The sequence below is a fragment of the Vibrio quintilis genome, from assembly GCF_024529975.1.
In the GTDB taxonomy this organism is placed as follows: Bacteria; Pseudomonadota; Gammaproteobacteria; order Enterobacterales; family Vibrionaceae; genus Vibrio; species Vibrio quintilis.
This window is the reverse complement of the sequence record NZ_AP024897.1, coordinates 291,599-316,365: the sequence shown is the minus strand read 5'-3', so window position 1 is coordinate 316,365 and position 24,767 is coordinate 291,599. Positions and strand designations below refer to the sequence as shown.

Annotated in this window: 23 protein-coding genes; 12 read left to right on the top strand and 11 right to left on the bottom strand. The window is 43.5% G+C overall.

The features are described 5' to 3' along the window. Positions 1–40: 40 nt before the first annotated feature. A complete protein-coding gene (locus tag OC443_RS01510) occupies positions 41–946 on the bottom strand; it encodes a hypothetical protein (RefSeq protein ID WP_073585506.1) in 906 nt (301 codons plus the stop codon). A gap of 645 nt (positions 947–1,591) precedes the next feature. On the opposite strand from OC443_RS01510, the gene OC443_RS01505 reads away from it, so the two are divergent. Then, positions 1,592–2,269 (top strand): hypothetical protein, encoded by a 678-nt coding sequence (locus tag OC443_RS01505; RefSeq protein WP_200796967.1) that lies wholly within the window; start codon positions 1,592–1,594, stop codon positions 2,267–2,269. 656 nt (positions 2,270–2,925) lie between these two features. Continuing rightward, on the top strand, positions 2,926–4,398 hold the full coding sequence (ltrA, locus tag OC443_RS01500; RefSeq protein WP_200796999.1) for a group II intron reverse transcriptase/maturase: 1,473 nt from the start codon (positions 2,926–2,928) through the stop codon (positions 4,396–4,398). Between the two features lie 179 nt (positions 4,399–4,577). Here ltrA and OC443_RS01495 read toward each other — a convergent pair whose 3' ends face one another. Continuing rightward, complete coding sequence (locus OC443_RS01495) at positions 4,578–5,810, bottom strand: tyrosine-type recombinase/integrase (RefSeq protein WP_073579264.1); 1,233 nt, start codon at positions 5,808–5,810, stop codon at positions 4,578–4,580. A 449-nt stretch (positions 5,811–6,259) separates the two neighbouring features. On the opposite strand from OC443_RS01495, the gene OC443_RS01490 reads away from it, so the two are divergent. After that, positions 6,260–6,679, top strand: coding sequence for a DsrE family protein (locus OC443_RS01490; protein WP_073579263.1), 420 nt, complete (start codon positions 6,260–6,262; stop codon positions 6,677–6,679). A 125-nt stretch (positions 6,680–6,804) separates the two neighbouring features. On the opposite strand, the gene OC443_RS01485 is transcribed toward OC443_RS01490, so the two are convergent. The 3 genes from OC443_RS01485 to OC443_RS01475 form a co-directional block, all read right to left on the bottom strand. Next, entirely contained in the window at positions 6,805–7,002 is a 198-nt protein-coding gene (locus OC443_RS01485; protein ID WP_073579262.1) for a hypothetical protein, read from the bottom strand. 415 nt (positions 7,003–7,417) lie between these two features. After that, complete coding sequence (locus OC443_RS01480; protein ID WP_073579261.1) at positions 7,418–7,873, bottom strand: hypothetical protein; 456 nt, start codon at positions 7,871–7,873, stop codon at positions 7,418–7,420. A gap of 383 nt (positions 7,874–8,256) precedes the next feature. After that, entirely contained in the window at positions 8,257–9,558 is a 1,302-nt protein-coding gene (locus OC443_RS01475; RefSeq protein ID WP_073579260.1) for a cysteine dioxygenase, read from the bottom strand. Positions 9,559–9,954: 396 nt separating this feature from the next. Between OC443_RS01475 and OC443_RS01470 the strand changes: the two genes are divergently transcribed. Both OC443_RS01470 and OC443_RS01465 read left to right on the top strand, forming a co-directional pair. Then, entirely contained in the window at positions 9,955–10,758 is an 804-nt protein-coding gene (locus OC443_RS01470) for an AraC family transcriptional regulator (RefSeq protein WP_073579259.1), read from the top strand. A 71-nt stretch (positions 10,759–10,829) separates the two neighbouring features. Then, positions 10,830–11,441 (top strand): LysE family translocator, encoded by a 612-nt coding sequence (locus tag OC443_RS01465; protein ID WP_073579258.1) that lies wholly within the window; start codon positions 10,830–10,832, stop codon positions 11,439–11,441. Between the two features lie 210 nt (positions 11,442–11,651). Here the strand turns inward: OC443_RS01465 and OC443_RS01460 are convergent, their stop codons facing one another. Together OC443_RS01460 and OC443_RS01455 are read right to left on the bottom strand one after the other, a co-directional pair. Then, entirely contained in the window at positions 11,652–12,146 is a 495-nt protein-coding gene (locus tag OC443_RS01460) for an NfeD family protein (RefSeq protein WP_073579257.1), read from the bottom strand. A gap of 3 nt (positions 12,147–12,149) precedes the next feature. Next, positions 12,150–13,100, bottom strand: a complete 951-nt coding sequence (locus OC443_RS01455) for an SPFH domain-containing protein (protein ID WP_073579269.1) — start codon at positions 13,098–13,100, stop codon at positions 12,150–12,152. A gap of 401 nt (positions 13,101–13,501) precedes the next feature. Between OC443_RS01455 and OC443_RS01450 the strand changes: the two genes are divergently transcribed. Together OC443_RS01450 and OC443_RS01445 are read left to right on the top strand one after the other, a co-directional pair. Further along, on the top strand, positions 13,502–14,287 hold the full coding sequence (locus tag OC443_RS01450; protein WP_073579256.1) for a glycosyltransferase family 32 protein: 786 nt from the start codon (positions 13,502–13,504) through the stop codon (positions 14,285–14,287). Between the two features lie 63 nt (positions 14,288–14,350). Beyond that, on the top strand, positions 14,351–15,226 hold the full coding sequence (locus OC443_RS01445) for a glycosyltransferase family 2 protein (protein WP_073579255.1): 876 nt from the start codon (positions 14,351–14,353) through the stop codon (positions 15,224–15,226). A 36-nt stretch (positions 15,227–15,262) separates the two neighbouring features. Here OC443_RS01445 and OC443_RS01440 read toward each other — a convergent pair whose 3' ends face one another. Together OC443_RS01440 and OC443_RS01435 are read right to left on the bottom strand one after the other, a co-directional pair. Continuing rightward, positions 15,263–16,168, bottom strand: a complete 906-nt coding sequence (locus OC443_RS01440; RefSeq protein ID WP_073579268.1) for a glycosyltransferase family 2 protein — start codon at positions 16,166–16,168, stop codon at positions 15,263–15,265. A gap of 5 nt (positions 16,169–16,173) precedes the next feature. Next, positions 16,174–16,902, bottom strand: coding sequence for a glycosyltransferase family 25 protein (locus OC443_RS01435; RefSeq protein WP_073579267.1), 729 nt, complete (start codon positions 16,900–16,902; stop codon positions 16,174–16,176). A gap of 406 nt (positions 16,903–17,308) precedes the next feature. Here OC443_RS01435 and OC443_RS01430 point away from each other — a divergent pair, with 406 nt between their 5' ends. Together OC443_RS01430 and OC443_RS01425 are read left to right on the top strand one after the other, a co-directional pair. Continuing rightward, on the top strand, positions 17,309–17,452 hold the full coding sequence (locus OC443_RS01430; protein ID WP_159440290.1) for a hypothetical protein: 144 nt from the start codon (positions 17,309–17,311) through the stop codon (positions 17,450–17,452). A 148-nt stretch (positions 17,453–17,600) separates the two neighbouring features. Then, positions 17,601–18,008: a hypothetical protein gene (locus OC443_RS01425; RefSeq protein ID WP_073579254.1), complete on the top strand. Its 408-nt coding sequence runs from the start codon at positions 17,601–17,603 to the stop codon at positions 18,006–18,008. Positions 18,009–18,155: 147 nt separating this feature from the next. Here OC443_RS01425 and OC443_RS01420 read toward each other — a convergent pair whose 3' ends face one another. Further along, positions 18,156–19,853 (bottom strand): methyl-accepting chemotaxis protein, encoded by a 1,698-nt coding sequence (locus OC443_RS01420; protein ID WP_073579253.1) that lies wholly within the window; start codon positions 19,851–19,853, stop codon positions 18,156–18,158. Positions 19,854–20,160: 307 nt separating this feature from the next. After that, positions 20,161–20,340, bottom strand: a complete 180-nt coding sequence (locus tag OC443_RS01415) for a hypothetical protein (protein ID WP_073579252.1) — start codon at positions 20,338–20,340, stop codon at positions 20,161–20,163. 57 nt (positions 20,341–20,397) lie between these two features. Here OC443_RS01415 and OC443_RS01410 point away from each other — a divergent pair, with 57 nt between their 5' ends. The 3 genes from OC443_RS01410 to OC443_RS01400 all read left to right on the top strand — a co-directional run bounded on the left by OC443_RS01410 (position 20,398) and on the right by OC443_RS01400 (position 24,639). Then, positions 20,398–20,988, top strand: a complete 591-nt coding sequence (locus OC443_RS01410) for an acetate uptake transporter (RefSeq protein WP_073579251.1) — start codon at positions 20,398–20,400, stop codon at positions 20,986–20,988. A gap of 263 nt (positions 20,989–21,251) precedes the next feature. Continuing rightward, complete coding sequence (locus tag OC443_RS01405; protein WP_073579250.1) at positions 21,252–22,229, top strand: family 43 glycosylhydrolase; 978 nt, start codon at positions 21,252–21,254, stop codon at positions 22,227–22,229. 367 nt (positions 22,230–22,596) lie between these two features. Further along, positions 22,597–24,639 (top strand): bifunctional metallophosphatase/5'-nucleotidase, encoded by a 2,043-nt coding sequence (locus tag OC443_RS01400; RefSeq protein WP_083601474.1) that lies wholly within the window; start codon positions 22,597–22,599, stop codon positions 24,637–24,639. The last annotated feature ends 128 nt before the right edge of the window (positions 24,640–24,767 follow it).

The following is a 24,767-nucleotide window of genomic DNA, read 5'->3' as shown; positions in this document are numbered from 1 at the left end:
CATATGACGTTATCAATGACGCTGACAATGACGTTTTGTTTTAATCGACCTTAATCAGCTTACGAACCTTATAAACCGTGTTCTTTCTGAAAGCGTCATAACCCATTTCATTTTCAGTATGCACGCCTTTACCAAACCAGCGGATATCATCAGCGGTCATGGATTCAATCACACCATCGATATCATATTGGCGGCCAGCTTGCCGGAACTCTGAACGAATGATATTCCATACTTTATCGGCTCTGGCCGTCGGATTTTCCTGTAAGACCCGATACACAATTTGTTCAACCGGATGGATCAGCGCTCCACCATCATGAGCAACAGAAGCAGACGGAGCGGGTAAAACTGTTTCTGAACGGGTGAGCTGTTCAATTTCCTGTAAATCAATCCGTAAAGTATGCGGTTCAATGGTCAGTTTTCGTTTTTGCAGATAACGGGTATTCAGCCTGTTCAGCTCGTCACCCATTTTTTCTTTCATTTCAGCTGTAAACATGTCAGTGATCATTTGGCCGAAACTTTGAGCACCAGTGACATCATAAACCACTTCAGGGTAAGCCCAGAAAGGATTTTCCCGCCGTGCGGGTAAGCTGTTCTGATAAGCGACTATGTGTTTTTCTATGGTTCCGAAAGCATCTGTCACAGATTGCCAGCCTGATACTTTTTCCGGCTCAAGGATCTGAAACATCTCCACCGCTTTCTCTTTGTCATAAGCGGCAAAATGCTTTGAATCATCCCGGCCTAACCGGACAAATCCCCGGTAACCAAACACCGCACCAATCACAGGCTTTTCTTTAACTGCGAACAATGCCCCTGCGTGCTTCACCTCAACCTTTGCACACAGATTGAGCTCACCATCATCAATTGAATCAAGCACTTCTTCTTTTGTCAGGGGTGTTCTTTTTTCGATTTCTTCTAACCGGATAAACCGGCGTTTGTTGAGCGCCATGTGTACAACCTGCCCGGAGTTATTCGCGTGAGATTATTCTGAATGATTGGCAAAACATTCACAATTATTGCCAATCGGATTGTGAATCCGGTTGGTAACCATTGGCAATATGGATTGTAAATCAATGGCAATCCGAACCGCTTGGGATTGTGAATAGGTTGCCTGTTGGAAGTGGTATTCTAGCGGGTTTGTACTATACATATAAATACATTGCTACAAATTTTATATTTATAGATAAGGGGGTCGATGGGTGATTGCTATGGATAGGGGATCTGGAAGGACATGATTGTAAATTGTTTTTGCCCCTATTCTTGTTAGTGCTTTTACTCATTCATATTTGGTTAATGCGCGTTTACCCTAGCTGGACTTATAGATTATTAATGTAGGATACTCATCGACTAATAGATGCCTCCAAACTTACATATGCTGTTTGGCCGTATCTTAATTACCTTTCATCGCTTCAAGAAACGTGTTAGTAATAGTCCCTATGAACAGAATTTACCTAAACGCAATTACCACCCCTACCACCATGAGGATACTCAGGGGGTAGTTTTTTACGTCTATAAAAACCTCTGAGTGAGTCATCGCCAGAGGTTTTTTTGTATCTAGGCTTTGTATTTCACTCAGAATAAACTGGAGTGAAATATGAAACCACATCGCGAAATTGCAGAGCAACTAGACTTATTCTATTCAGAACCGCAAGCACCGAGGATGATGTTCAGAATAGATCATCTGATGGTTGAAGTAGATGACCCGCTTAAAATGGCTAATGACGTATCAGAAATATTAGGCTTACCATTTGCGTGGCCGTTGACGGAGAAAGAAGAGTATACAAGTGTTGGTGTAAATTTTGGCTCCATAAATATTGAATTTATTAGTTTTAGAGTTAGATTTGGCATTGATGGGGAGAAGTTTAAAGGGTTTAGCGGTATCGCGTTTAAGGCTACTAATTCTTTAGATGAATCCATGGATATGCTAACTACTGAAAAGTTAAACTATAGGATTGGGGAGCATTGTGATGCCCATACTACTATCACAGTTGAGGAAAAACAGGTTTTCCCCACAGTATTCTTAGTCGAGTATCACTTTGACACTAGCGGTTGGGAGCAGCGTTTAAAAGAAGAGTTTGTCGAGTGTTTGGGGGGCAAGTTAAATATAGGAAAGTTTAAATCTATATCAATTAACAACAGTATGGCAGTCAATTTGACAGACATGTTTGATATAGCTGTAGGCAGTAAGAATCAAATATGTTTTGAATCAACAACAAACGAACATACCATTATTTCTGACTTAATCCCAAATTTAGAGATAGTAATTGCCTAACAAAAGGCTAAGCTTTCAACATACTTTTACTAAGCTGACAGAAGCGTTTTGGAGTAACAAACCCAACTCGTTTCTGTCCGTGCGACCTGAAGTCGTATGAAGCGTTGTTCACCGCTTTATGAGTGAACCGTCTGTATCACCAGATGAACCTACGAGCCTGAATAAAGCAGCGGCTCGGACAATGTAACGAAACTTGGCCGTTGGGCTGAGTGGGAACAGAATCGTGAGAGGACGTTTCTCCTGAAAACCACAATTCGGGTAAGTGCTAGGTAGTCAGTATGATGAACGTATGTGAATCCATTCAAGGTGCGTTATATGATGAAGCAGCGGAAGTGGTTAATACGCTGTGGCCAAAAGGCAATGAGAGTTGGAAAGAGGTTGGACAGTACTCTTTCGTGGTCACTGCACTCTCCGCACTATAGTGGGCATCTAACCTGACATTTTACGTAACATACGGAACAGGGTAAGCCTGTATCACTCCCTTTGGGAAAGCCTTTGTGGCCGATAGTGATGCAGGTATAGGAGGTCGGAAAAAGCGAAAGCTACATTGTAATGATGCAGATACAGACTTATGTCTGATCACGAAAGTGAGCCCACTTCCGACTGGTCTCCCATTGCGAGAGAATTTGAAGAACTTTATTCAAGGAGGAAAGCAAATGGTGATCTCGAAAGAGATTGGTGCATCTTCTGACGGCGCTCAATGGCAGTCCATCGACTGGAAATCCATTGAAGCACACGTATTGAAGCTTCAAATGCGTATCGCAAAAGCAACGAGAGAAAAGAAATACGGTAAGGTGAAGTCCTTACAGTGGCTCTTGACTCATTCTCGCTCAGCCAAGCTTCTTGCAGTTAAGCGAGTCTCTCAGAATAAAGGCAGTAAAACGCCTGGAATAGACGGTGTCACCTGGACCACAGATGCACGCCGTATGAAAGCAGTCAATCAACTGAGCCGCAAGGCTTACTCTGCAAAACCACTTAAACGTATCTACATTCCCAAAAAGAACGGTAAGCTCAGGCCATTGGGTATTCCATGCATGATTGATAGAGCGCAACAAGCCCTCCATCTTCTAGCATTCGAACCAGTGTCCGAAACGCTTGCCGACCTCAATAGCTATGGGTTTAGGACAAATCGCAGCACGGCTGACGCCGTCAGTCAGTGTTTCAAATGTTTGGCTCTAAAGCGATCAGCGAAATGGGTTCTTGAGGGAGATATTAAGGCTTGCTTCGACAAAATCGGGCATCAATGGCTTATGGACAATATCACGGTAGATAAACGTATGTTAGAGCAATGGTTAAAGTCTGGCTATGTGGATAAGGGTCTGTTCTATGATACCGATGAAGGTACACCTCAAGGTGGAATAATCTCTCCAACCTTGATGCTAATGACTCTCGCGGGAATAGAGCAACAAATAAAATCTACAGCCCTGAAAAAGGGGGCTAGAGCCAACTTTATCGGTTATGCGGATGATTTCGTGGTTACTTGCTCTTCAAAGGAAGTGCTAGTGAACGACATCAAACCGTTGGTAGCTGGCTTTTTGGCAGAAAGAGGGTTAGCCCTCTCCGAAGAGAAAACGAAGATCACTCATATTGATGATGGCTTTAACTTTCTAGGCTTCAATCACAGGAAGTACAAAGGCAAATTGCTCATCAAACCGAGCAAATCCAACACGCTGTTATTCTTGAGAAATCTACGAGAACTCATTAAAAAGCACGCAACCATCCCTGTTAACGATCTTATCAAGTTGATAAATCCGAAACTCAGGGGATGGGCGAATTACTATCGCCACTGTGTTGCTAAACAAATATTCGGGTATGTCGGCCACAAACTATTCCAAGCGCTATGGCACTGGGCAGTTAGGCGTCATCCAACCAAGTCCAAAGACTGGGTTGTTCATAAGTACTTTCTCAATCGTAAAGGCCAATGGCAATTTCACGGTTGGCAGAAAATCATGAACATGGACTGTCACTTCAATCTGTTCCAAATAGCGAAAGTGCCTATCGAAAGACACGTGAAAATTAGGAGTGCTGCTACCCCTTTTGACCCTCAATACCAAGAATACTTGGCGAAGAGAAAACCCAAAAGGCTAGCTCGTAACTCTTGGAACGAACCTGCTTCGACTGCTTTATAAGTTGCTGGGTATCAATGATGCCTTAGTGGAGGCTTGAGCCGTATGCAGTGAAAGTTGCACGTACGGTTCTTAGAGGGGCGGCACTTGGTAACAAGTGTCGTCTACTCGACAGAAGTGAGTTACATCGTTTAGCGAGAAATAACATGGACAGACACAATTAAAGAGTCTGTCCCAAAGGCTTAAACTACCCCTTCACGCTGCCCCAAAGAAACACTTTCCTCAAACCCAAGATAATCAACCCAAATCCTTAACGCTTCTGATTTCTCGGTTAAATACTGACTGCGGTTATAAATTCCGGATACCCCGGCGACTGTATGCCCTAGCAGGTGATCAACCACATGCGGCGCAACGCCTAAATCATTGAGCTTGGTGGCAATCGTCCGGCGCAAGTCGTGGATTGACCATGATTCCTGATGTTTAAGTTTCTTCCACAAAATCCGGCAATACTGGCTGACAGATTCCGGTGCTTTTTCTCCGCCAAGCACAAAACCGGTTTTCTGCGTTTCAAACTTCAGTTCCAGCAACCAAGGAATGATTGCATCCGGAATCGGGCGGATAATCATTTCAGAGGTTTTACTGTTGGCTTTTGGCACCGTCCAAAGTTGTTGATGAAAATCCCATTCATCCCAAGTGGATAAGCGCACTTCCTGAGTCCGGGCACCAAAGATGATGAGTAACAAGATCAGCCGTTGATAGTATGGAAGCACCTTGTCACCCTGAATCAGTTCAAGCAATTGCGTGAGTTCTTCATCATTCAACACGCGATCCCGTTTCGCTTGCTTTTTACCCACATCACTGATAATCAGATCATCTAAAGCATGGCTGAGAGCAAAACCGCGTTTACGGCAGAAAATCAGCGCCTGTTTACAATTCTGGAAAATGTACCCGGCGGCAACCGGTGCCGCTTTCCGTTTTCCCGAACCCCGGCGGATTTTATCAAAGCAGGAACACCATAATGAAGTGGAAACATCAGCAAGGGGGAACTTGCCAAGCGCAGGGAAAATATGCCGTTCAAACTGTGCCTGATGCCGCTTATAGTTTTTGCGGTTTTCTTTCGCGTAGTTTTCCAGCCAGTACTCAAGCGCTTCCTTGACTGTCACCGGGTTTTGTCGGCTTGCTTTTAACAGATTCATTTCAACTGCGGGGTCTTTACCATTATCCAGCCATTCCCGGCAGCGATCACGCTTTTCTCTGGCCTGCTTTAATGAGGTTTCCGGATACGAACCTAAACCTAATAATTTTGGATTCGTCTCCCGTCCACCTAACCGATAACGATAAATCCAGCCAATGACACCATTTTTAGAAATCCGGGCAGATAATCCAGAGCCATCAGAAAGAACACTTTTACCCTCGTAAGGTTTCCCATCAATTGATTTTAAAAACCTATCATTAATTTTATTTGTTGTTGCCATACAAGCACCTGGCTGGATAAATTATAGACTTCTGTGATACACACCGTGATACACACATTTATTTGTGTAACGATAATACACGACGAACAAAAAAGAACAAACATAAAAATAAATACAATATTTTCAACAAGTTAAAATAACATCCATGAATTTTAAAGAACAACAATAAACCATATAGTTATAATACGGCATGAACTAAGCCATTTTTCATAAAATTGATTTGAAAGCACTAACAGAGCAATTTGTTAGTGCTTTTTTTGTTGTGTGTCGATGAAAACGGATTGAACCAGGCATACTCACCGGTTTCCCGGCTAGACTTGTAAGGGTATTGATTTGCTCCGTGGTTTGATGTCAGTGGTTCATGTTTGGGGGCAAACTCATACGATTGATTCTATCTGAATTGCATAGAACTAAGAAACATTTCACAGACACAACGCGAGGAAAAATCCATGCGATACTTCAAACTCTGTTTCATGTGGACGATCTTGTTGTTTGGTATGACATCGACATTCGCTTTTGCCGGAAACACAGATCCTTTGTTTATCAATTTAACCAGTGAGAATAGTCACCGTTCACTCATGGCGATTGGCTTTGGCCGCGCCCAGCAGGAACGCGGTCATCCGGTCACTATTTTTTTAAATGATACCGGCGTGAAGCTTGCCTCAAAGCAGTATTCAGCGACCTATAAAAAGCAGCAAGAGATACTCCGTAAAATTGTTGCCGATAATGGCAAGGTCATCGTTTGCCCGACCTGTATGAATTATTACAAAGTGAGCGAAGCTGATCTGGTTACCGGGCTGAAAAAAGGGAATCCGGACATGACGGGGTCTCAGCTCTTTCAGGATCATACAAAGACAATGGCCTGGTAAGCTTTCAGTCGTAAGTTTAAAAAGCTTTTCTGACTCATATTGGGTTATCAGGATGAACCCGCACAGGAAAATCAAAAAGAGCCACAGACCAGTGGCTCTGGGTTAACTTAGTTTCGAACAAGATCTTATTCCGGCACTTCCACTTTCATCGTCGTCACTTCCCCGATTGAAGCATGAATGGTGATCAGCTTATTCAGGTAAAGTAACACGTCACGCGCATTCTGATTATTCTGGCCTGACTCATTGAGTGCGTCTTCCAGCTGAATCAGATATTCGCGGGATTTTTGAGAAAGATGTGGATCGTAAGGGATTGTTACTGGCATAAGTGCCTCCGTGTGAAAGTTAAACATTAATCCAAAACCCAGAGGTCTCAAGAATGGGTGGTGGACCGGACAAGGTTGAGACTACCGCACACACGGACACGGCCTGACCGAAGTCAGCCTTAACCAGCCCACCATGATTTGGAGCAGTTGAGTTTACAAATCAAACAAAACCACAAAATTCAGGTGCGCAAGATCGCCATATAAAAAGCCAGCATAAAATACTGGCATCTGTTTATATGCCGTGTGCTATGTTCGGGGTCTCAAACCCGTCACCGGATTTTGCCGGTGAGCGGGTAGCATAGTCCTGGTGGGGGCTGGGTGTCAATTGGGAGAAGCCGCGAGCATGAAGAAGTCAACAGACAAATCAGGCAACCTATGCCACGAAGGCTGAAGCTATTTTTTAAATTAAATAACTTCAGTCCTCACTGACACACACAAACCAGTGTGGGTGATCCGCTGGTTCACAGAAATGGTAAATACTTTTATCTCTCAGCTGCTCGATCGCTTGCTTAATCGAGGGCACTTTTGTCTCTTCTGTATAATCATCAGCAGAATAAATATAGAACCAGTCTTTCAGGTAGTAATAGAAGTCCGGATAATAGGTAAGCGAATATGGTTTCTTTTGGTTGAAGAAAATCCGTTGAATATCAGCATCATCAGCAAGATTTACTATCTCTTTTTCAACCATTGTTGGTTGTGCTTTATCTCTCATCTTATCCAGCCAATAATCGTCTTTTAGCTCAGGCATATTGACCGTTTTTTCAATAAGCACCTGATTTAAACGTAGCAATGACTTGGGTAATTCAGGGTCAAAATTTGAGAGAGGCAGATAATAAACAGCAGCGATTAATCCGGCAAAAAAATCAGCCATAAATATTTTTTCATCGTTGACCTTTGCATTTATGGGGCAGTTTTGAATACTTACGAATTGGGTAACTCGCTTTCTCAATATAACTCATCAATATCTCCGGCGTGATTTGAACACCCATCTTTTTAAACGCAAATGAAAAAACTTTATCTCCCAATTTAATTAACGTCTATTGCTAACAGAAATAATTGTCAGTAACCAGATATACAATCCAAATCTGATTCAGGTTAAAAGGTTATTTATCAGTTGTGGTTTTCATTTCTGCAAATGAAGCGATATCCGCTGGCTTCACTGAAACGGAAGCCAGACATATGAAATACAATATAATTCGTTATCAAAGTGGCAGCCCAGCTGCCACTTTTTCCCTGAAATTTTACGAGAAAGTTTTACGAGGACAGACATTTCATACTTTGGTGCTGACGTTGAGCAGCTTCCCATTCAGTTTTAACAATATTTTTGAACTTGATAAAACTCATATCTGAATTGGGGTAAAACTGCTCAATCTTATCGTCTTGATCATTAATAAAGTCGAAGTATTCATAGTGAAGCGTATTGCTATCGCTGTATTGATAACATTGAATTGTAATACAGGCTTGATCTTTTTGCTCATTAGTAAGCTGGTGGATTTGGTTCATTCCCGGGCTTATCCAGGTCACATCCTCTTGGGTGAAGGTGGCTGTCTTAAATGGGGTTTGGTTGGTCTTAACACTGGATAACATGCTGTACAGATTAACCGTGATAGCGCCAGACAAGACGCGGATAATCGCATTGGCATCGCCGTGGTTATGGATGGGCGACTGGTGTCCAATCGGCCATATCTCCATCACAAAAGGAATACCGGGTGAATTACCATAGTTTTCCCCCAGAGTGATGCGTAAATAAGTTTCTTTTTCCCCACCGCCAAATTCATCGGCTTTTGCTTTTTCTATCAACTTGTCATGGCACCAGCAGCCTTCAGTGATAATGTTATGGTTGATCGCTTCGGCAAAATCAGGGAAATCCTGCGTATTGAGCTGAAAGCTTTGTCCTGCGACATTTGCATAAAGCTGCTGACAAGCAGCGGGTAAGTTATTGATAATAGTTACTTTGGTTTTTTCAGAATTTGGCCCGGTCAATTGATCTGGATCTGAGACATCAGCGATATCCATCATTGTGAGTTTATTGGCCGGGATAATCGCCAGAGGCAATTGAATGGTGACAGGAAAACGGAAGGCACTGGCTTCAAAAGCCTCTTCGTCAAAAAAAACCTCAATGGTCTCGATGCTATGAAACATATCGTGAATAATCTTCTCGTCTTCGCCGCTGTCGGCTTTGAAACGATAGGAGAGCGTCTCGGTCTCTTTCCGAATTTCACCGATGCCCGTGCTGATAGATCTATTGCTGGTATCGAGACTGACCCAATACTGGCAACCAGGGTCTGGGTTGATTCCAATATTGGTTTGTGTAAACCGTTGAACAACCTGCCATGTTATCGTATTGAAAATCACAATTTGTGTTTCATCAGGCCAGACAATGACACGTAGTTCCACACCTGTAGCCTTTACCGGACAAGCAAACTGGATAAAATCTGCTGGTCTTTTCCCTTGACCAGCAGCACTAACTCCGCCTTGCCCGGCAACTTGTAGCTTAACAACTTCAGTTTGCCTTATTCTCTTCGGGATCTGTTGGTTATTTTGAGCATTTTTCATCACTTCACTTCCTTTTTATAACTGCCGTTATTGTTGTCGCATTCGTGCTACAAAAAGAATAGTCAATACGATTATTTGTGCATATAAAATCTGATGTGAATGCTAATAATAAAAACTATCACAGCCACTGTTACTAATGGCTAAACTCTTACTAATTACTAAAAGGGCAGACACCACCTTCCCCAAACCCAAGATACTCAACCCAAATATTCAAAGTCTCTGATTTCTCATACAAATACTGACCGCAGTTATACCCGGGCAACTGTATGCTCTGGCAGGTGTTCGCCCACATGCGGCGCAATTCGTGGACTGGCGAAAGGAGACATGATTCAAACAAAGCTTGTTTGATTTTTTTATGCAAATTATATTGATAACCGGAATATTAAGGAGCCTTCAGTGGAAACAGCAAAGATATGGCAAAACGAATATTTTTCAGGTGTTGAGTTGTTGTCCGCCAGCTACAACAAATTTAAGTTCGCTAAACACTGGCATGATGAACTCGCTATTGGTTTGATCGAAGACGGGGCGGAAGGCCTTTTCTATCGCGGTCAAAACATTGTGGTGCCTAAAAACCATATCATTGCTATCAACCCTTCTGAGATTCATACTGGTTATGCAAGTTGCGATGAAGGTTGGCGATATCGTATGTTTTACTTCGATTTAGCGACTATCTATCAGAAATTTGATAAATCAGGGCTTCCCGTTGACCCGGTTCTGGATGCATCGGTTATTCACGATTTTGAATTATTAACCGAGCTCAAGCAACTGCACTTAGCCCTTGAAAATACCAGCTTTGATTTAACTAAAGACTCCCTGTTTGCCGTGGTATTAGAGAAGCTTTTTACTCGTTATGGCTCGATCAAATCAAACTATAATTCTGGTAAAACTGATGATAGAAGTGCATGGATAACCAGAGAGTATCTGTTGGACAACTGGCACCTCAACGTGTCACTTGAACAACTGGAAGGTGAGACCGGGCAATCTAAGTTTAAGTTGATCCGTGCCTTCAAACAGGCTTATGGCATCACTCCCCATCAATTTCTGCTATTAGTCAAAACCCATAAAGCCAAACAATTATTAGCCCGTGGCAATAGTTGTGTCGAAACGTCGCTGGCATGTGGTTTTTACGACCAAAGTCACTTCAATCGCAACTTCAAACGCGCCTTCGGTATCACACCTAAAAACTACATTTTTCGTTGATTACAATTTTGTACAAGAGACATAAAAGTCAATGCCATATCCTCCTTTCATAGTCCGGAGGAGGTGATGCAATGAGTTTATTTTTGATTTGGTTAGGCGTGATGTTTCCTTTAGTTTTTAGTCCGGGGCCAGCGAACATTATATTCGCAGCATCAGGTGCGAAAGCCGGAGTTAAGAAATCACTACCGCTTTTGATTGGCGTGGATCTTGTTTTCTTCATCAAGTCACTCATCATTGGCTTAGGGTTAGGTCAGGCCAGTCAGAGTTACCCGAACGCAATGAATGTAGTACAACTTATTGGGGCTGGTTACTTGATTTATTTAGCCACCACTTTTCTAAAAAGCACAGGTATTGACGCCGAAAGAGAAGAGAAAGTATTTGGGTTCATTGATGGTTTAATCATTCAGCTTCTTAACAGTAAGGGCTGGTTGATGGTATTCCTGATGTTTTCGCTATTCAGCGAACAAGCTCAACATACGTTTGGTGAACACGGTGTTTTTGCCTTGGTTATTTGGCTCGCGATATTAAACATATCGATGCACTTGGTTTGGATAAAAATGGGCTTTTGGTTGTCCAGAGTCAGTCGTAGTGAATGCTATGCTAAAAGTTTGAATTTCTTCTATTCCGGATGCTTACTCATGGTTGCCTTAGGATTAATCATTAATAACCCTGTCTGGGCTTAAAAAAGGCGCGGATTTAATCTGCACCTTTTTGTCCATAAGCGAAAAGTGATGTTTTGAGCGGTTTGTGGAACCAGACAATCATGACAAAAATTGAAAGACCCGGACTTGATGCTCACCCTGAAAAACTTCACTGACTAACTTTTTATACCTCAGCCTTGTCTCCCTGAACATCATATGCTTCAGATATGATGCGCCCTGATATTATTGTTGTCATTTGTTTTCATGTTGCTCGCGAGCGGCCGGCGTTTCCTCTGCCGCTTCCACCCAGAAAACGCTCACTTCCGTTCTGACCACCCGTACCATCTGGCCTTGTCTGAGTGGCTTGTCACTTCTGACTTTCCAGTCAATACCTGAATACGGATAAACCACATCATCTGACGCCATATCCACATCACCGGAGAGCCGGAACGTGAGCTGCGCAAAATCCGACTGCGGTGACTGTGATGAAGCGCGGTTTTGAAGCAGATGAAGCGGTTTCCACAACACCAGTGCTAAGCCTAATGAGAGTAAAGCGCTGGACCAGAGGGCAACATTCATCGTCACATCCAGCCACCCAAATTGCATCATCAGGCCGGTCAGGAAAACAGCCAGGCCAATGAAGAACAGAATGAAAGTCGCGAAACCAAACACCGCAACTTCAATCACCAGTAACAACACCCCGAGAGTCATCAGCACCTCAGGAAAATGCGCTATCACCCAGACCATGATTTAGCTGCCCGCTTTTGAGTTGAGTGTATTAATAATCGACATGCCCTGCGCAACCAGCGCAGTCGCATCGGTGGCATGATCAGGCAGCAGCACCACAGAAGATTCTTTGGCAATCGCCTGTTTCGCTTCAATCGCTTTGGTTGCCAGGTCGAGCTGAATCGCTTTCTGTCCCCGCTCGGTATTTGCTGCGTCACCGACCACTTCTAAGGCTTTGGCCTGTGCATCGGCCACAGCAATAATGGCTTTGGCTTCCCCTTCTGCCCGGAGAATCTGTTCTGCTTTATCCGCTTCAGCCGCCAGTACCTGCGCCTGTTTTTTCCCTTCTGCGACATTGATTGCTGCCTGACGATCCCCTTCCGATTCCAGAATCTGCGCCCTTTTCACCCGTTCTGCTTTCATCTGGGCTTCCATCGATTCCATAATCGAACTTGGCGGCACAATATCTTTCACTTCATAACGCAGTACCTGAATTCCCCACGGTTCCGCGGCAACATTAATTGCACTGACAATATTGGTGTTCAGCATATCCCGTTCTTCAAAAGTGCGATCCAGTTCCATCTTACCCAGCTCAGAACGCATCGTGGTTTGCGCCAGTTGCGTGACAGCAAACACATAATCATCCACACCATAAGTTGCTTTGTATGGATCCAGCACCCGGAAATACAATACGCCATCGACGACCAGCGAAATATTGTCTTTGGTAATCGCAGACTGGGAAGGGACATCCTGTGCCTGTTCTTTCAGGCTTCTCTGCGCTGCCACTTTATCAATAAATGGAATAATGAAGTTCATGCCCGCCAGTTTGGTTGACTGGAATTTACCGAACCGTTCCACCAGATAGGCCTGATTCTGTGGCACGAACTTAATCGCAGAACGAAGCAAAATGATAATGAGCAGTAAAATCCCCACAGGCAAGATATTGTCCTGCAAGATATAAATAAAATATTCCATCTGATTTTCCTGTTGTGATGTCAGATTAAAAAGTGATGACTGCTTTGCCGTCATCTGCGTTATCGTGCGGCGAATATGTGAAACAAAATTATTATATACCCTGGCAACCAGAAGATGCATGATTCATGCGTGAAGCTGTAAGCGACTGCGCAAAGAAAACGAATACTCAAGATGCATTCCGGCTCATATCTTCCAGGTAAAAGAGTCAGTTTATCGCGTCAGGATATGGTCGAAAATATAGAATGATGAGACAAAATTCCTTGCCTGATGAATTTTTTAATACACTGTTTAAAATACCAATTGAACTTTGTTCAAAAAGAGGGCAATCTCTTAACAGATAAAGGTAATACAAAGTCTGAGACTATCGTCCGTCAACTCAAACAGATGAAAGAATATATTAGATGACCATTCCAAAAAAAATTCACTATTGCTGGTTCGGTGGTAATGAACTGCCTGAAATGACGCTTCAATGTATTGAAAGCTGGAAAAAATTCTGTCCTGACTATGAAATTATCCGCTGGGATGAAAGCAATGTTGACCTGAATGAATGCCAGTTTGTAAAAGAGGCTTATGCTGCAAAAAAATGGGCGTTTGTTTCTGATTACATCAGGCTGAAAGTCGTCGAAGAATATGGCGGAATCTATCTCGATACGGATGTGGAATTACTCGCCGGTCTGGATTCTTTTTTAGATATGGATGCATTTATCGGCTTTCAGCTTGATGACCATCACCTGGTCAATACGGGGCAGGGTTTTGGAGCGATTCCGCATCATCCGGTTCTGAAAGCATTGATGTCAACTTATGAGCAAAGACCATTTATTAAAGCCGGGGGCGATTACGATACAACGCCATGTCCGAATCGCGATACGGTCGTTCTGGAACATTTAGGGCTCAACCGCAATGGTATGACACAGACACTCGAAACAGAACAACATCAGGTCACTATTTTTTCATCGGATTATTTTTGTCCCAAATCTTATGATGGAGAGATGAACTTTACTGAGAATACCGTTTCTGTTCATCATTACGATGCATCCTGGCTTCCCGGAGAAGAGAGAGAAAAACTCAGGCTAAAGGTAAAATATAAGCAAAATTATGGCCCGAAACTGGGTAAATTTCTTTATAAAAAACACCGGCAGCTGTCTAAAATTAAACGATTTTTCACGCAAACTCATAATATCTTGTGATCGTTCGTCTGACATTGAATACCTGACAGAGAATATGAATAAAAATATAAAGGGCATGACACTGTGAATCACTCACCAGAAAACAATCACATCATCAGCGTGATTATTCCCGTTTATCAGGTTGAGGCATATCTTGCTGAATGTTTACTTTCAGTGATGACTCAAACGTTTAAGAGGCTTGAAATCATTTGTATTATCGATGGTTCAAAAGATAACAGCTATAATATTGCCCGATATTATCAGGTGTGTGATTCCAGAATTAAAATTATCTGGCAGGAAAATCAGGGGCTATCCGGTGCCAGAAATACAGGACTGGAAGCAGCTCAGGGCGATTTTATTTTCTTTCTTGATTCAGATGACTACCTTGATAAAAACGCCCTGACTTCGTTATATCAGTATATTGACCAATATGATGTCGTGAGTGGCGGCATTCTGAATTATCTACAGGACAAAGGCATCACAGAACCTTTTTGTGAAAACCGGAAAACCGGCTCAATCGATATTGAGGATAGTTTTTACTCGCTTGAAACCGTTGTATGGAACAAATTGTACAGATCTGAGGTTGTGAATCATCTGCGTTTCATCCCCGGGCTAATCCACGAAGATGAAGATTTTTACTGGAAAGTCTTTTCACAGCCATTAAAGGTTTATGCGATTGAAGATAATATTCTTTATTACCGGATAAGAAGTAACTCGATCATGTCGAGCTTAAATCTGGGTCATCAGTATCAATATAACTATATTCAGATTATTGATTCAGCTCACCAACATGTAGTGCAAAGGCCAACCTTAAAATATCACTTCTACAAATCAGCACTCCGGTTTTTAAAGATTTTGCAATCGGGTGGCGCGCCATATCAGGACTATGAAAATTACATTCTGACCCGATATAAAATCAAAAAATCCCGGTTATCCAAGCTTCGTTATAAATACTTTTAATCAAACCACCCCCGGTTCATTGCAATCCGGGGAAAGTTAACAACCGAACAGATGAAACATCTTATAGCACTTCATAAGCAATAAACATGTCACGCTTCTGCTGATTTTATATTGTTCGTAAATAAATTGTTCATACTTCTCTTTGGGTGAGTCTTTCTGGTCCAGATCATTTAAAAACTTCATACACAACTTATAGAACAGGTATCTTTTCCTGCGGTCTTTTTCTGAGACGGAATGGGCGACCTGAGTGATGTGAATATGATGTTCCTGATGTGTATAGTCGCCGCGGTAACTCCTGGTCATAATAGAATTTTCACGAATCCGGTAATGATGAATATCCTCCGCAATACTATACACGCGGACCGGACGACTATATAACCGCCAGTACAACTCCAGATCTTCATAGATGAGTCCACGGGTAAATTTCATCTCCCTGAAAAGTTCTGTTCTGTATAACTTATTCCAGACCGCGATCTCAACCGCGTAGAATTTCCGGCTGAAATCAATTTCGCCAATGGTTCTGTTCTTTTTATAGGGATATCTGACACCGGTATGTTCTTCCACACACGAAATACCGCCACAGACAATGTCATAAGAGTCAATGTGTTGACAGAGTAATTCGATTGCATCGGGCTCAATAAAATCATCAGAATCCAGAAAGAAAATAAAATCCCCCTGAGCTGCATCAATGCCGGTATTTCTGGCACCGGATAACCCCTGATTTTCCTGCCAGATAATTTTAATTCTGGAATCAAACACCTGATAATATCGGGCAATATTATAGCTATTATCTTTTGAGCCATCGATAACACAAACAATCTCAATATGCGTATAGCTTTGCGCCATCACTGAAAGTAAACACTCTGCAAGATATGCTTCAACCTGATAAACAGGAATGACAACGCTGATGAGATCACGGTTCTCACCCTCAGTTAATCTCATCTTATTCATTTGTATATCGCTTTTTTCCTGATGTTGAAAATCTTTCTCCGGTACTGCTTCATCAACCGGGTGATTTCGATATTTAGCTTACTTATCAGGCTGATATCCGCTTTTATTTTTCGCTGTCCAATCGTAGATTTTGCATCACTGCGACGGAGTAATGGCGGAGAATAACTGTAAATGATCTGCCCGGTTCGCCATTCATTGTCCATGAAATCATCAACCGGCTCAAAGAAACCATTCACCTTGTTCAAATACAAAGAAGCGACGGCCGGAGTGATGGCGTAGGCTGATGTTCCACATGCACCTTTCAGGTTAGAAATAAGATTATATGTTTCATCAATCTTACAGACGGTTATATATTTACGTTCGAAAATATTACCTAATTTCACAATGCCATACTGAGACACGAGTGATTCAATATTTTCAAGTTGAGCAGACAAATCACCTGCAAGCTCGATATTGTCTTCAAGAATCAGGTATGGCTCATTATCTTCAACGCATTGTTTCCACAGGGATATATGACTCGCAAAGCACCCAAGCTCAGGTATTGTAAGCTCATAACCCTTCTTCCTTTTTACTTTCTCGCGGCTATATAACGAGAATATAAAATGGTGAGGATCTGTCTTAACATTTTCTGCATCAAAAAAAGTGAATGGGATATGATTCAGTATGGCAGACATATATGCCCGCCGGTCATGAGAATCTTTTAAACTAATAGCAACAACTTTCATAATCAAAATACTATTAAAATTATTATAAACCAAATGGCTTTGATAAATTTATCTTTAAAAATAAAAAACACCGTTCAAATCAGGCATAGATATACTTATAATTAACTCAAGTGTCAATAAAATTATGAATGGTGTTCGATTGATTCATACAGGCAATCTGGTTTTATACCCCCTACCACAAGGATAAGTCGTCTGACATAAGCGATGAAAAAACGAATGAGTCAGGAATGACGACAAATCAGGGAAAAAACCGGTCTGCCTGTATAGATATCACCCTCAATCTGTGACACACCAATCAACAAATTAATCCAATTATTTTCATGAATGTATCTATGGTTTATAAATCAATACTCATATGGAAGTAATATGTCGCGGTTTTCCATCAATATCCTTCAGGGAGAAGAATATGAGCTTTCAAAGCGACAGATATTTACAACCACACTTTGCTGCCATCAACATTTCAGAAGAAGCAACTACCATTGCCCGGTTTTTTAGCCACCCCGTTGATGAAACCAACAGCGATAAGCAGCAAAAAGAAAAAAACACTTAAATGCAGCCTGTTATGGGCATTCAAAGCCCTTCAAATTCCAATCAGCAGACATTCAGTTAAGCATCCGGCTGCATCAGTAAACAATTTAAAAATCGATCCAATACGTATCAAAAGACTTAAAAATATAATTTCCAAGAGGAATATCAGCATGGAAAACATGATTTATAATCTGTCCCTATATGGTGCGAATGAAAAAAAAGCGATGGGTGCACTCTGCTTTGATATTGCAGCAAAAGATGCGCTTCCGGATGTCAGTAATCTCGCTGACATCTGGACACGATCATCCGGCAATGATGAGATATCATTCGACGTGGTTCCCATTGAAGCGAGCTTTATCTGTACTAATATTCTTGGCAACATCAAATGCCTGCTGAACGGCTGTATGTTTACCTCGGATTCAGGGCCAACCCTGACGACTACACTGGATGGCGGTCAGGGGCAGCATGACATCACCATTCAGTTTAACTTTATGGACTCACCTGCGGATAATATCGGCGGCATTCTGCGGGTTGACGACCACCAGTCCTGGTGTTTTCTGGGTAGCCGGGAGAAGTAGCGAATCACTCATATCATCCACCCGCCTGAGGCGGTGTGATAACACAAAAAAACAGAGATAACACAAAAAATGACGTGGGCTTTCCGCTCACGTCATCTGTAACCCGGTCAGAGAATCCGGACAATCACCAACGCTGTACTTTCCTGCTTAAATCCTGAATTGACTCAAATCTGAATTTAACGCCACCACATGAACAGAAATTTCATCATTGGCTTCTTCAACATCAGTCGCATCTTTACTGGTATGAATCGCGATATCACTGATATTCTGAATCGCTTTCTGGATCATGCCTGACGTGGTATTTTGCTCATCTGTCGCGGCTGCGATCTGTGTATTTAAGTCAGAAATCTGGTCCACTGCATCGACGGCTTCATCAAAAATTCGTGCCGTTTCTTCCCCAAGAGCCAAAGCATCCTGAGTCACACTTAAGCCTTTATTCATCTTATCTGTTGCCTGCACCGATCCACCCTGCAAGGATTCAACCAGTTTCTGAATATCTCCCGTCGAGCTTTGCGTCCGCTGCGCCAGAGAGCGGACTTCGTCGGCTACAACGGCAAACCCGCGACCATTATCTCCCGCTCTGGCAGCCTCAATGGCAGCATTCAGCGCGAGCAAATTCGTCTGTTCCGCAATACCCTGAATGGTATCCACAACTACACTGATATTATTGGTTTGCTGACCAAGCGCATGAATACTTTCAGAAGTCGCAGCCACATCTTCAGCAAGCTGGCGGACGATCTCCTGGGTTTTATCAGCCGACTGCTGTCCCTGTCTGACCTTATCCTTCACAACACCAGCCACCTGAGATGCTTCTCTGGTATATTGGGCAACTTCAGCAGTTGCATGAGACATCTCAAGAATTGCAGAGGCAACCTGTTCCGTTTCCTGCCGCTGTTTCTCAATATTCACCAAAGTGTTTTGTACAACTTTTGATGCCGACTCAGAGCAAAGATTTAAATTAGAGGAGGAATGAGTCACATTGCCCAGAATGGACTGAAGTTTCTCCATAAACTGATCCATTTTTCCTGACAGCAACCCCAGTTCATCTTTCCGGCTGACCTGCATTCTGATCGTCAGGTCGCCATCGCCGTTCACTAAGTCATCCAGCCGGGAAGACACAAATCCTAACGGACGGATAATCGACAGGCCAATGAAACTTAAAATCAGGATACTGACAGCCAGGGAGATGACAAAAATCGTCATCACGCCATTCAAAGCATACGCTTCATCTTCTTTTGCCTGCCTCACAGAACGAAGCGTCAGATTCTGGATATCGTCCAGTGTGCTGATCAGGTGATGATCAAGGTCTTCATTGAGTTTTTCGAGTGTGTTGATTTGCTGCAGTGATGATTCAATCCCGCCTTGCTGAACTTTGGCTAAAAAACGCTTTGTCGCTTGTTTCAGTGTGAGAAATTCCTTTTCAACTTTGGCAAATTCATCCTGTAAATCCTGATAAGCTATTTTGGCGTCCGGCAAATGAACGTCTTTTTCAAGCCGGATCAGCATCTCTCTCGCATGAGAAATTTCCGTATGTAATGCGTCGATTTTTTTATCAGTCTCTTGCTGTAATTTCAGACTCAGTGGCGATAGAACAGAGTGGCCCTGAACCACATCCAGCAAGGCATGAGAAATAAACTTTTCAAACGTCAGCGCCTGCTGTAGCTGATGCTCGGTAATGTAGGTGATTGATTGGGTCAGTGGCATATGATCATCAGCAATGTCTTTGAGCTCATTGCCGACTTTAGTCATCTGAACCGTTGAAAAGATACCGAGGATTGCGAGCGCAACAACCTGAAACAGGCCAATAAAAATAAGCTTGTGAGAAATTTTCAGTGAGGACAACATGTATAAAGACTCCTTATTTACCCTGTTGACACTTTTTACCTATGACACAGGGCTGATAACATCAGTTATTGATTTTTCCGAGCCTCACTGATACGAAGAATTATATACCCAAGCAACCTGAAGATGCATGATTCAGCGCGCAGCCGAAAGGTGCAGTTCAAGGAAAGGGAATGCAGGAATGTACCCACCTTTCAAATTCTCTTGACGTAGAAATGTGCCTTTCAGCTCACGCCCTTCGGGTGAGTTTGTCTGGCTGTGAGACAAATCTCACTGAACCCTGCATCTTCAGGTTGTTTGGGTATAATCATTAATATTTAGTTATTAATGTATAGATAAGCAAAACCGATAAATCAACATCGCCAGCCAACATCCTACTGACAACCAATGAAAACTTCTGGCGCTGGTGAGAAATAAACAGCTTTAATAGCTCACCCGCCAACCAATAATTAACAACAATAAAATTGTTGTATTTTTCATCGCTAACCATGTAGAATCCGCGCCGTTTTCCACTCTTTCTGACATGACAACTGGAAGGTAACTATTTATGTCAACAAAATTAGCCAACCCGGCTCCGCTTGGTTTAATGGGATTCGGGATGACGACCATCCTGCTCAACATTCATAACGCCGGATTTTTCCCACTCGATTCAATGATTTTAGCAATGGGTATTTTTTATGGCGGTCTGAGTCAGGTGATTGTTGGGATCATGTGTTTCAAACGTGGTGATACGTTTGGTACAACAGCATTTACATCATATGGATTATTCTGGCTCACACTGGTCGGATTGATTGTCATGCCAAAAATGGGTCTGCCAGCCAGCCCGGCGAAATTTATGGCGTGTTACCTTGCACTGTGGGGTATTTTTACCGGCTTTATGTTTATTGGTTCTCTGCGCTACCCGGTCGCAAAGCAGGTTGTATTCGGTTCTCTGACAGTACTGTTTGCACTGCTGGCCATTAAAGACTTTACCGGTAATGAAGAACTGGGTGTTATCGCCGGGTTTGAAGGAATTTTCTGTGGTGCAAGTGCAGTCTATTTCGCAATGGCTCAGGTACTGAACAACGAATACGGTCGCGTGATTCTGCCTGTCGGTGAGAAGCGTCCGTCAACAACAGCGAAACCTCTGACTGCATAACGTTCTTTTACTGACAGAACCTGGCCGCAGATAAAACATTCTGAACGCTGTATCAACAGGAGCCGCAAATCATTGCGGCTCTTTTTCCTTCTGCTGCCCCGCCCGCCATTTCTTCATTTTGTGAGCTGTAAACAACAAAAATTGATTCAAAACCGCACGTCCAATGATAAATTAAACTGATTGCATATTAATTCTGTTCTATTTGTATTCCTTTAGTCAGAAATTCATCTATCAGAGATTTATCAACTCACGCAGGTCAATCTATGAAAACAACTCTTTTCACCATTCTCGCAGCTTGCACTGTTGCTGGCTGTAGTCTTTATCCTCCCACATCTCATGCACAGAACCCGTTAGATTTTGGCAGCGATATCCTGACTGCTGATCCATCCGGGCATGTCTGGAACGATGGAAAAATGTACCTTTATACATCGCATGATGAGAAGTGCCAGAAAGATTTCTGGATGAAAGACTGGCACGCATTTTCGTCAGACGATCTGGTGCACTGGACTGATCATGGTGCCATTCTCTCCGTCAAGGATCTGAGCTGGGCAGATAATTATGCCTGGGCGCCTGATGCAGCCTATAAAAACGGTAAATATTATTTTGTCTTCCCGGCCGGGACCGGATACAAAGACCGGGAAAATCCGGAGAACAGTACCAAGTGGATGGGCATCGGTATTGCGGAGAGTGACTCACCCACCGGCCCGTTCAAAGATATGATTGGCGCACCGTTATGGACTTCTCCTTATGCCAATGATCCGGCTTTATTTGTCGACGATGATGACAGAGCTTATCTGTATTTCCATGGCAGCGGTATGGACTATCATGTGGTCGAAATGGCGGATGACATGCGTGCGATTAAAGGCAACTTCATCAAAATGGATATGGGGGGTTATGAACCCAAAATGGAAGGTCCGTGGGTATTCAAACGCCGGGGGATTTACTACTTCACCATGCCAGAGAATAACCGCAAACTCACTTACTACACCGCAACCTCTCCCACCGGTCCGTGGACTTATCGTGGCCTGATCATGGACGAAGAACTCAGTTCAAATAACCATCACTCTATCGTCCGCTACAAAGGCCAGTGGATTTTGTTTTATCATATCTGGCGGAAAACACCGGGTTCAACCTGTGATAAACGCCAGCGTCACGTGGCCGCAGAGTATTTACACTTCAACCCGGACGGCACCATTCAGGAAGTGAAAAGAACCAAAAAAGGTGTTTTTCTGCCTTGGTGATACTGACCTGATCATGCCTGCAGACAAACATAACGAATCAATTTGAGTATTCAGGTTCGCAGTGCAATATTTCAAAACTGATTTGCCATGGATGGCAAATCAGAGTGACAGGGATAGATTCATGCGCTTATGAAATATAGGGCTGCGTTCCTGGGTGGCGAATGCCTGCCTTCATCCCGCCAGCAAAAGCCATTCACTTTCCGGCCTTTTTTCCCGGTTTCACACACTGTTAATCTCTTCGTCACTGAAAATTCATTCAACAGTCACTGAGCACTGTCAGCCTCTATGCCGAACATACTGTTATTTCAAGACCTTATTAACAAAAACAGATAAGCAACATGTCGCAAGAGGCACAAGGAGAGACAGAATGCAACCGACATTGTTCAGGAGAACACACATAAAAAAACTCATCGCAGCAACACTAATCACAACCGTCATTGCAGGTTGTGCTTTCGATGATGACGATAAAACCCAGGAAAACAGTGATGTAGCTTTCACACTTCAGCTGCTGCATGTCGCGGATATGGATGGCTCAAATGCAGTCGCACTGGCAAATGCAGGCAACTTTGCCAGCAATGTTGCTGCGCTGCGCAGCCAATACCCCAATAACACACTTTTCCTCAGCTCCGGGGACAATTACATTCCGGGCTCCCGCTACAAAGCGGCTGCGGATGACTCAATGACCAATGTGGCCGGCATCGGCACACCAGGCGTTGGCCGGGCAGATATTGCCATGCTCAATGCAATGGGCGTTGAAGCATCCGCGGTCGGTAACCACGAACTGGATGGCGGAACCGAAGAATTCGCATCAATTGTTGGTGCTGATAATGCCTATCCCGGAACCAGCTTCCCCTATCTGAGTTCAAATATGATTTTCTCAGATGACAGCAACACAGCACCTCTGGTCACAACCGATGGACAAATCGCCAGCACCATTCCACATAGCTTTGCCGCAACGACAATTATTGAGGTCAATGGTGAAAAAATCGGCATCGTGGGTGCAACAACACCGACCAACGAAGTGATTACCAGCACCGGTGATATTACAGTCTTACCAGCCAGTGACAGTACAACCGAACTGGCGGCACTGATTCAGGCTAAAGTCGATACATTAACGGCAACCGGTATTAATAAAGTCATTCTGCTGGCACATATGCAGCGAATCGATATTGAAGAAGAACTGGCAACCCTGCTCAAAGATGTGGATATTATCGTTGCAGGTGGTTCAAATACCCGCTTGTCTGACAGTACCGACCGCCTTTGGGCCGGTGACACATCTGCCGGAGATTATCCGCTGCTGTTCAAATCTGCCAGTGATGAAAATGTCGCAGTCGTCAATGTTGACGGTGATTATAAATATCTGGGTCGGCTGGTTGCTGGTTTCGATGAAAACGGTGAACTGCTCACCAATACCATCGATAAAAACGTCAGTGGTGTCTTCATCAGTGACAGCCAGATGGTTACAGAGCTTGGCGGCACTGCAAATACAGCGGTTGATAACATTGTTTCGGCTATCAATGATGTCATCGTGGCGGCAGAGAAGAATATCGTCGGCCATACCGATGTCTACCTGAACGGTATCAAATCAGAAGTCCGTTCTGAGGAAACCAACCTGGGCGATCTGACTGCCGATGCGAACCTCTGGTACGCAAAAATTGCAGATTCCGGTATTCAGATTTCAATCAAAAATGGTGGCGGCATCCGGGCATCAATTGGTTATGCTGCTTACCCTCCGGGTTCAACTAATGCGGAAGACCTACAATATCTGCCACCAGCAGCTTATCCGGCTGCGGGCAAAAATGAAGGCGATATTTCTCAGTATGATCTTCAGTCGGCGCTGGCCTTCAATAACTCACTGACCACGATGGAGCTCACAGCCGCTGAACTCAAAGATATTTTTGAACATACGGTCGCCGAAATTGATGCCAGTGACACATCCGGTTACGGCGGTGGCCGCTTCCCGCAAATTTCCGGGATGCGTTTCACTTATGATCCAACGCTGACCGCACGCACTTCAGCAGGCAATGACGGACAGCGGATCACTGAGCTGGCAGTCGACACCAACGGAGACGGCACCTATGATGACACCGTCGTCACCGGTGGCACTTTACAGGGCGATACAACCCGAACGTTCAAAGTTGTTACACTAGGTTATCTGGGCACAGGCGGAGACGGCTATCCGTTCCCTTGTACTGCCTCCGGCGACAGCTGTACCAACCAGACCGCACTGTCCGATACCATGGGAAGCAATGATCCTCAGCTGGCAACTTTTGCCGATACAGGAACAGAGCAGGATGCACTGGCCGAATACCTGCTGGCAACCTATCCGGATACAACCAGTCCATTTACCACAGCGGATGATATTGACGACACATCTGTGACGGATACACGCATCATTCGTCAAAACTAATCTGAAGCGTTGCTCTTAACGTGATACCGATCCCCGCTCGGCCGGGGATCGTTTTTTATCCCGCTATTTTATCCCGCCAGCACTCTCAGATTTCCAGTAAGTCAATTGACCAGCCGTGATTGTTCAGA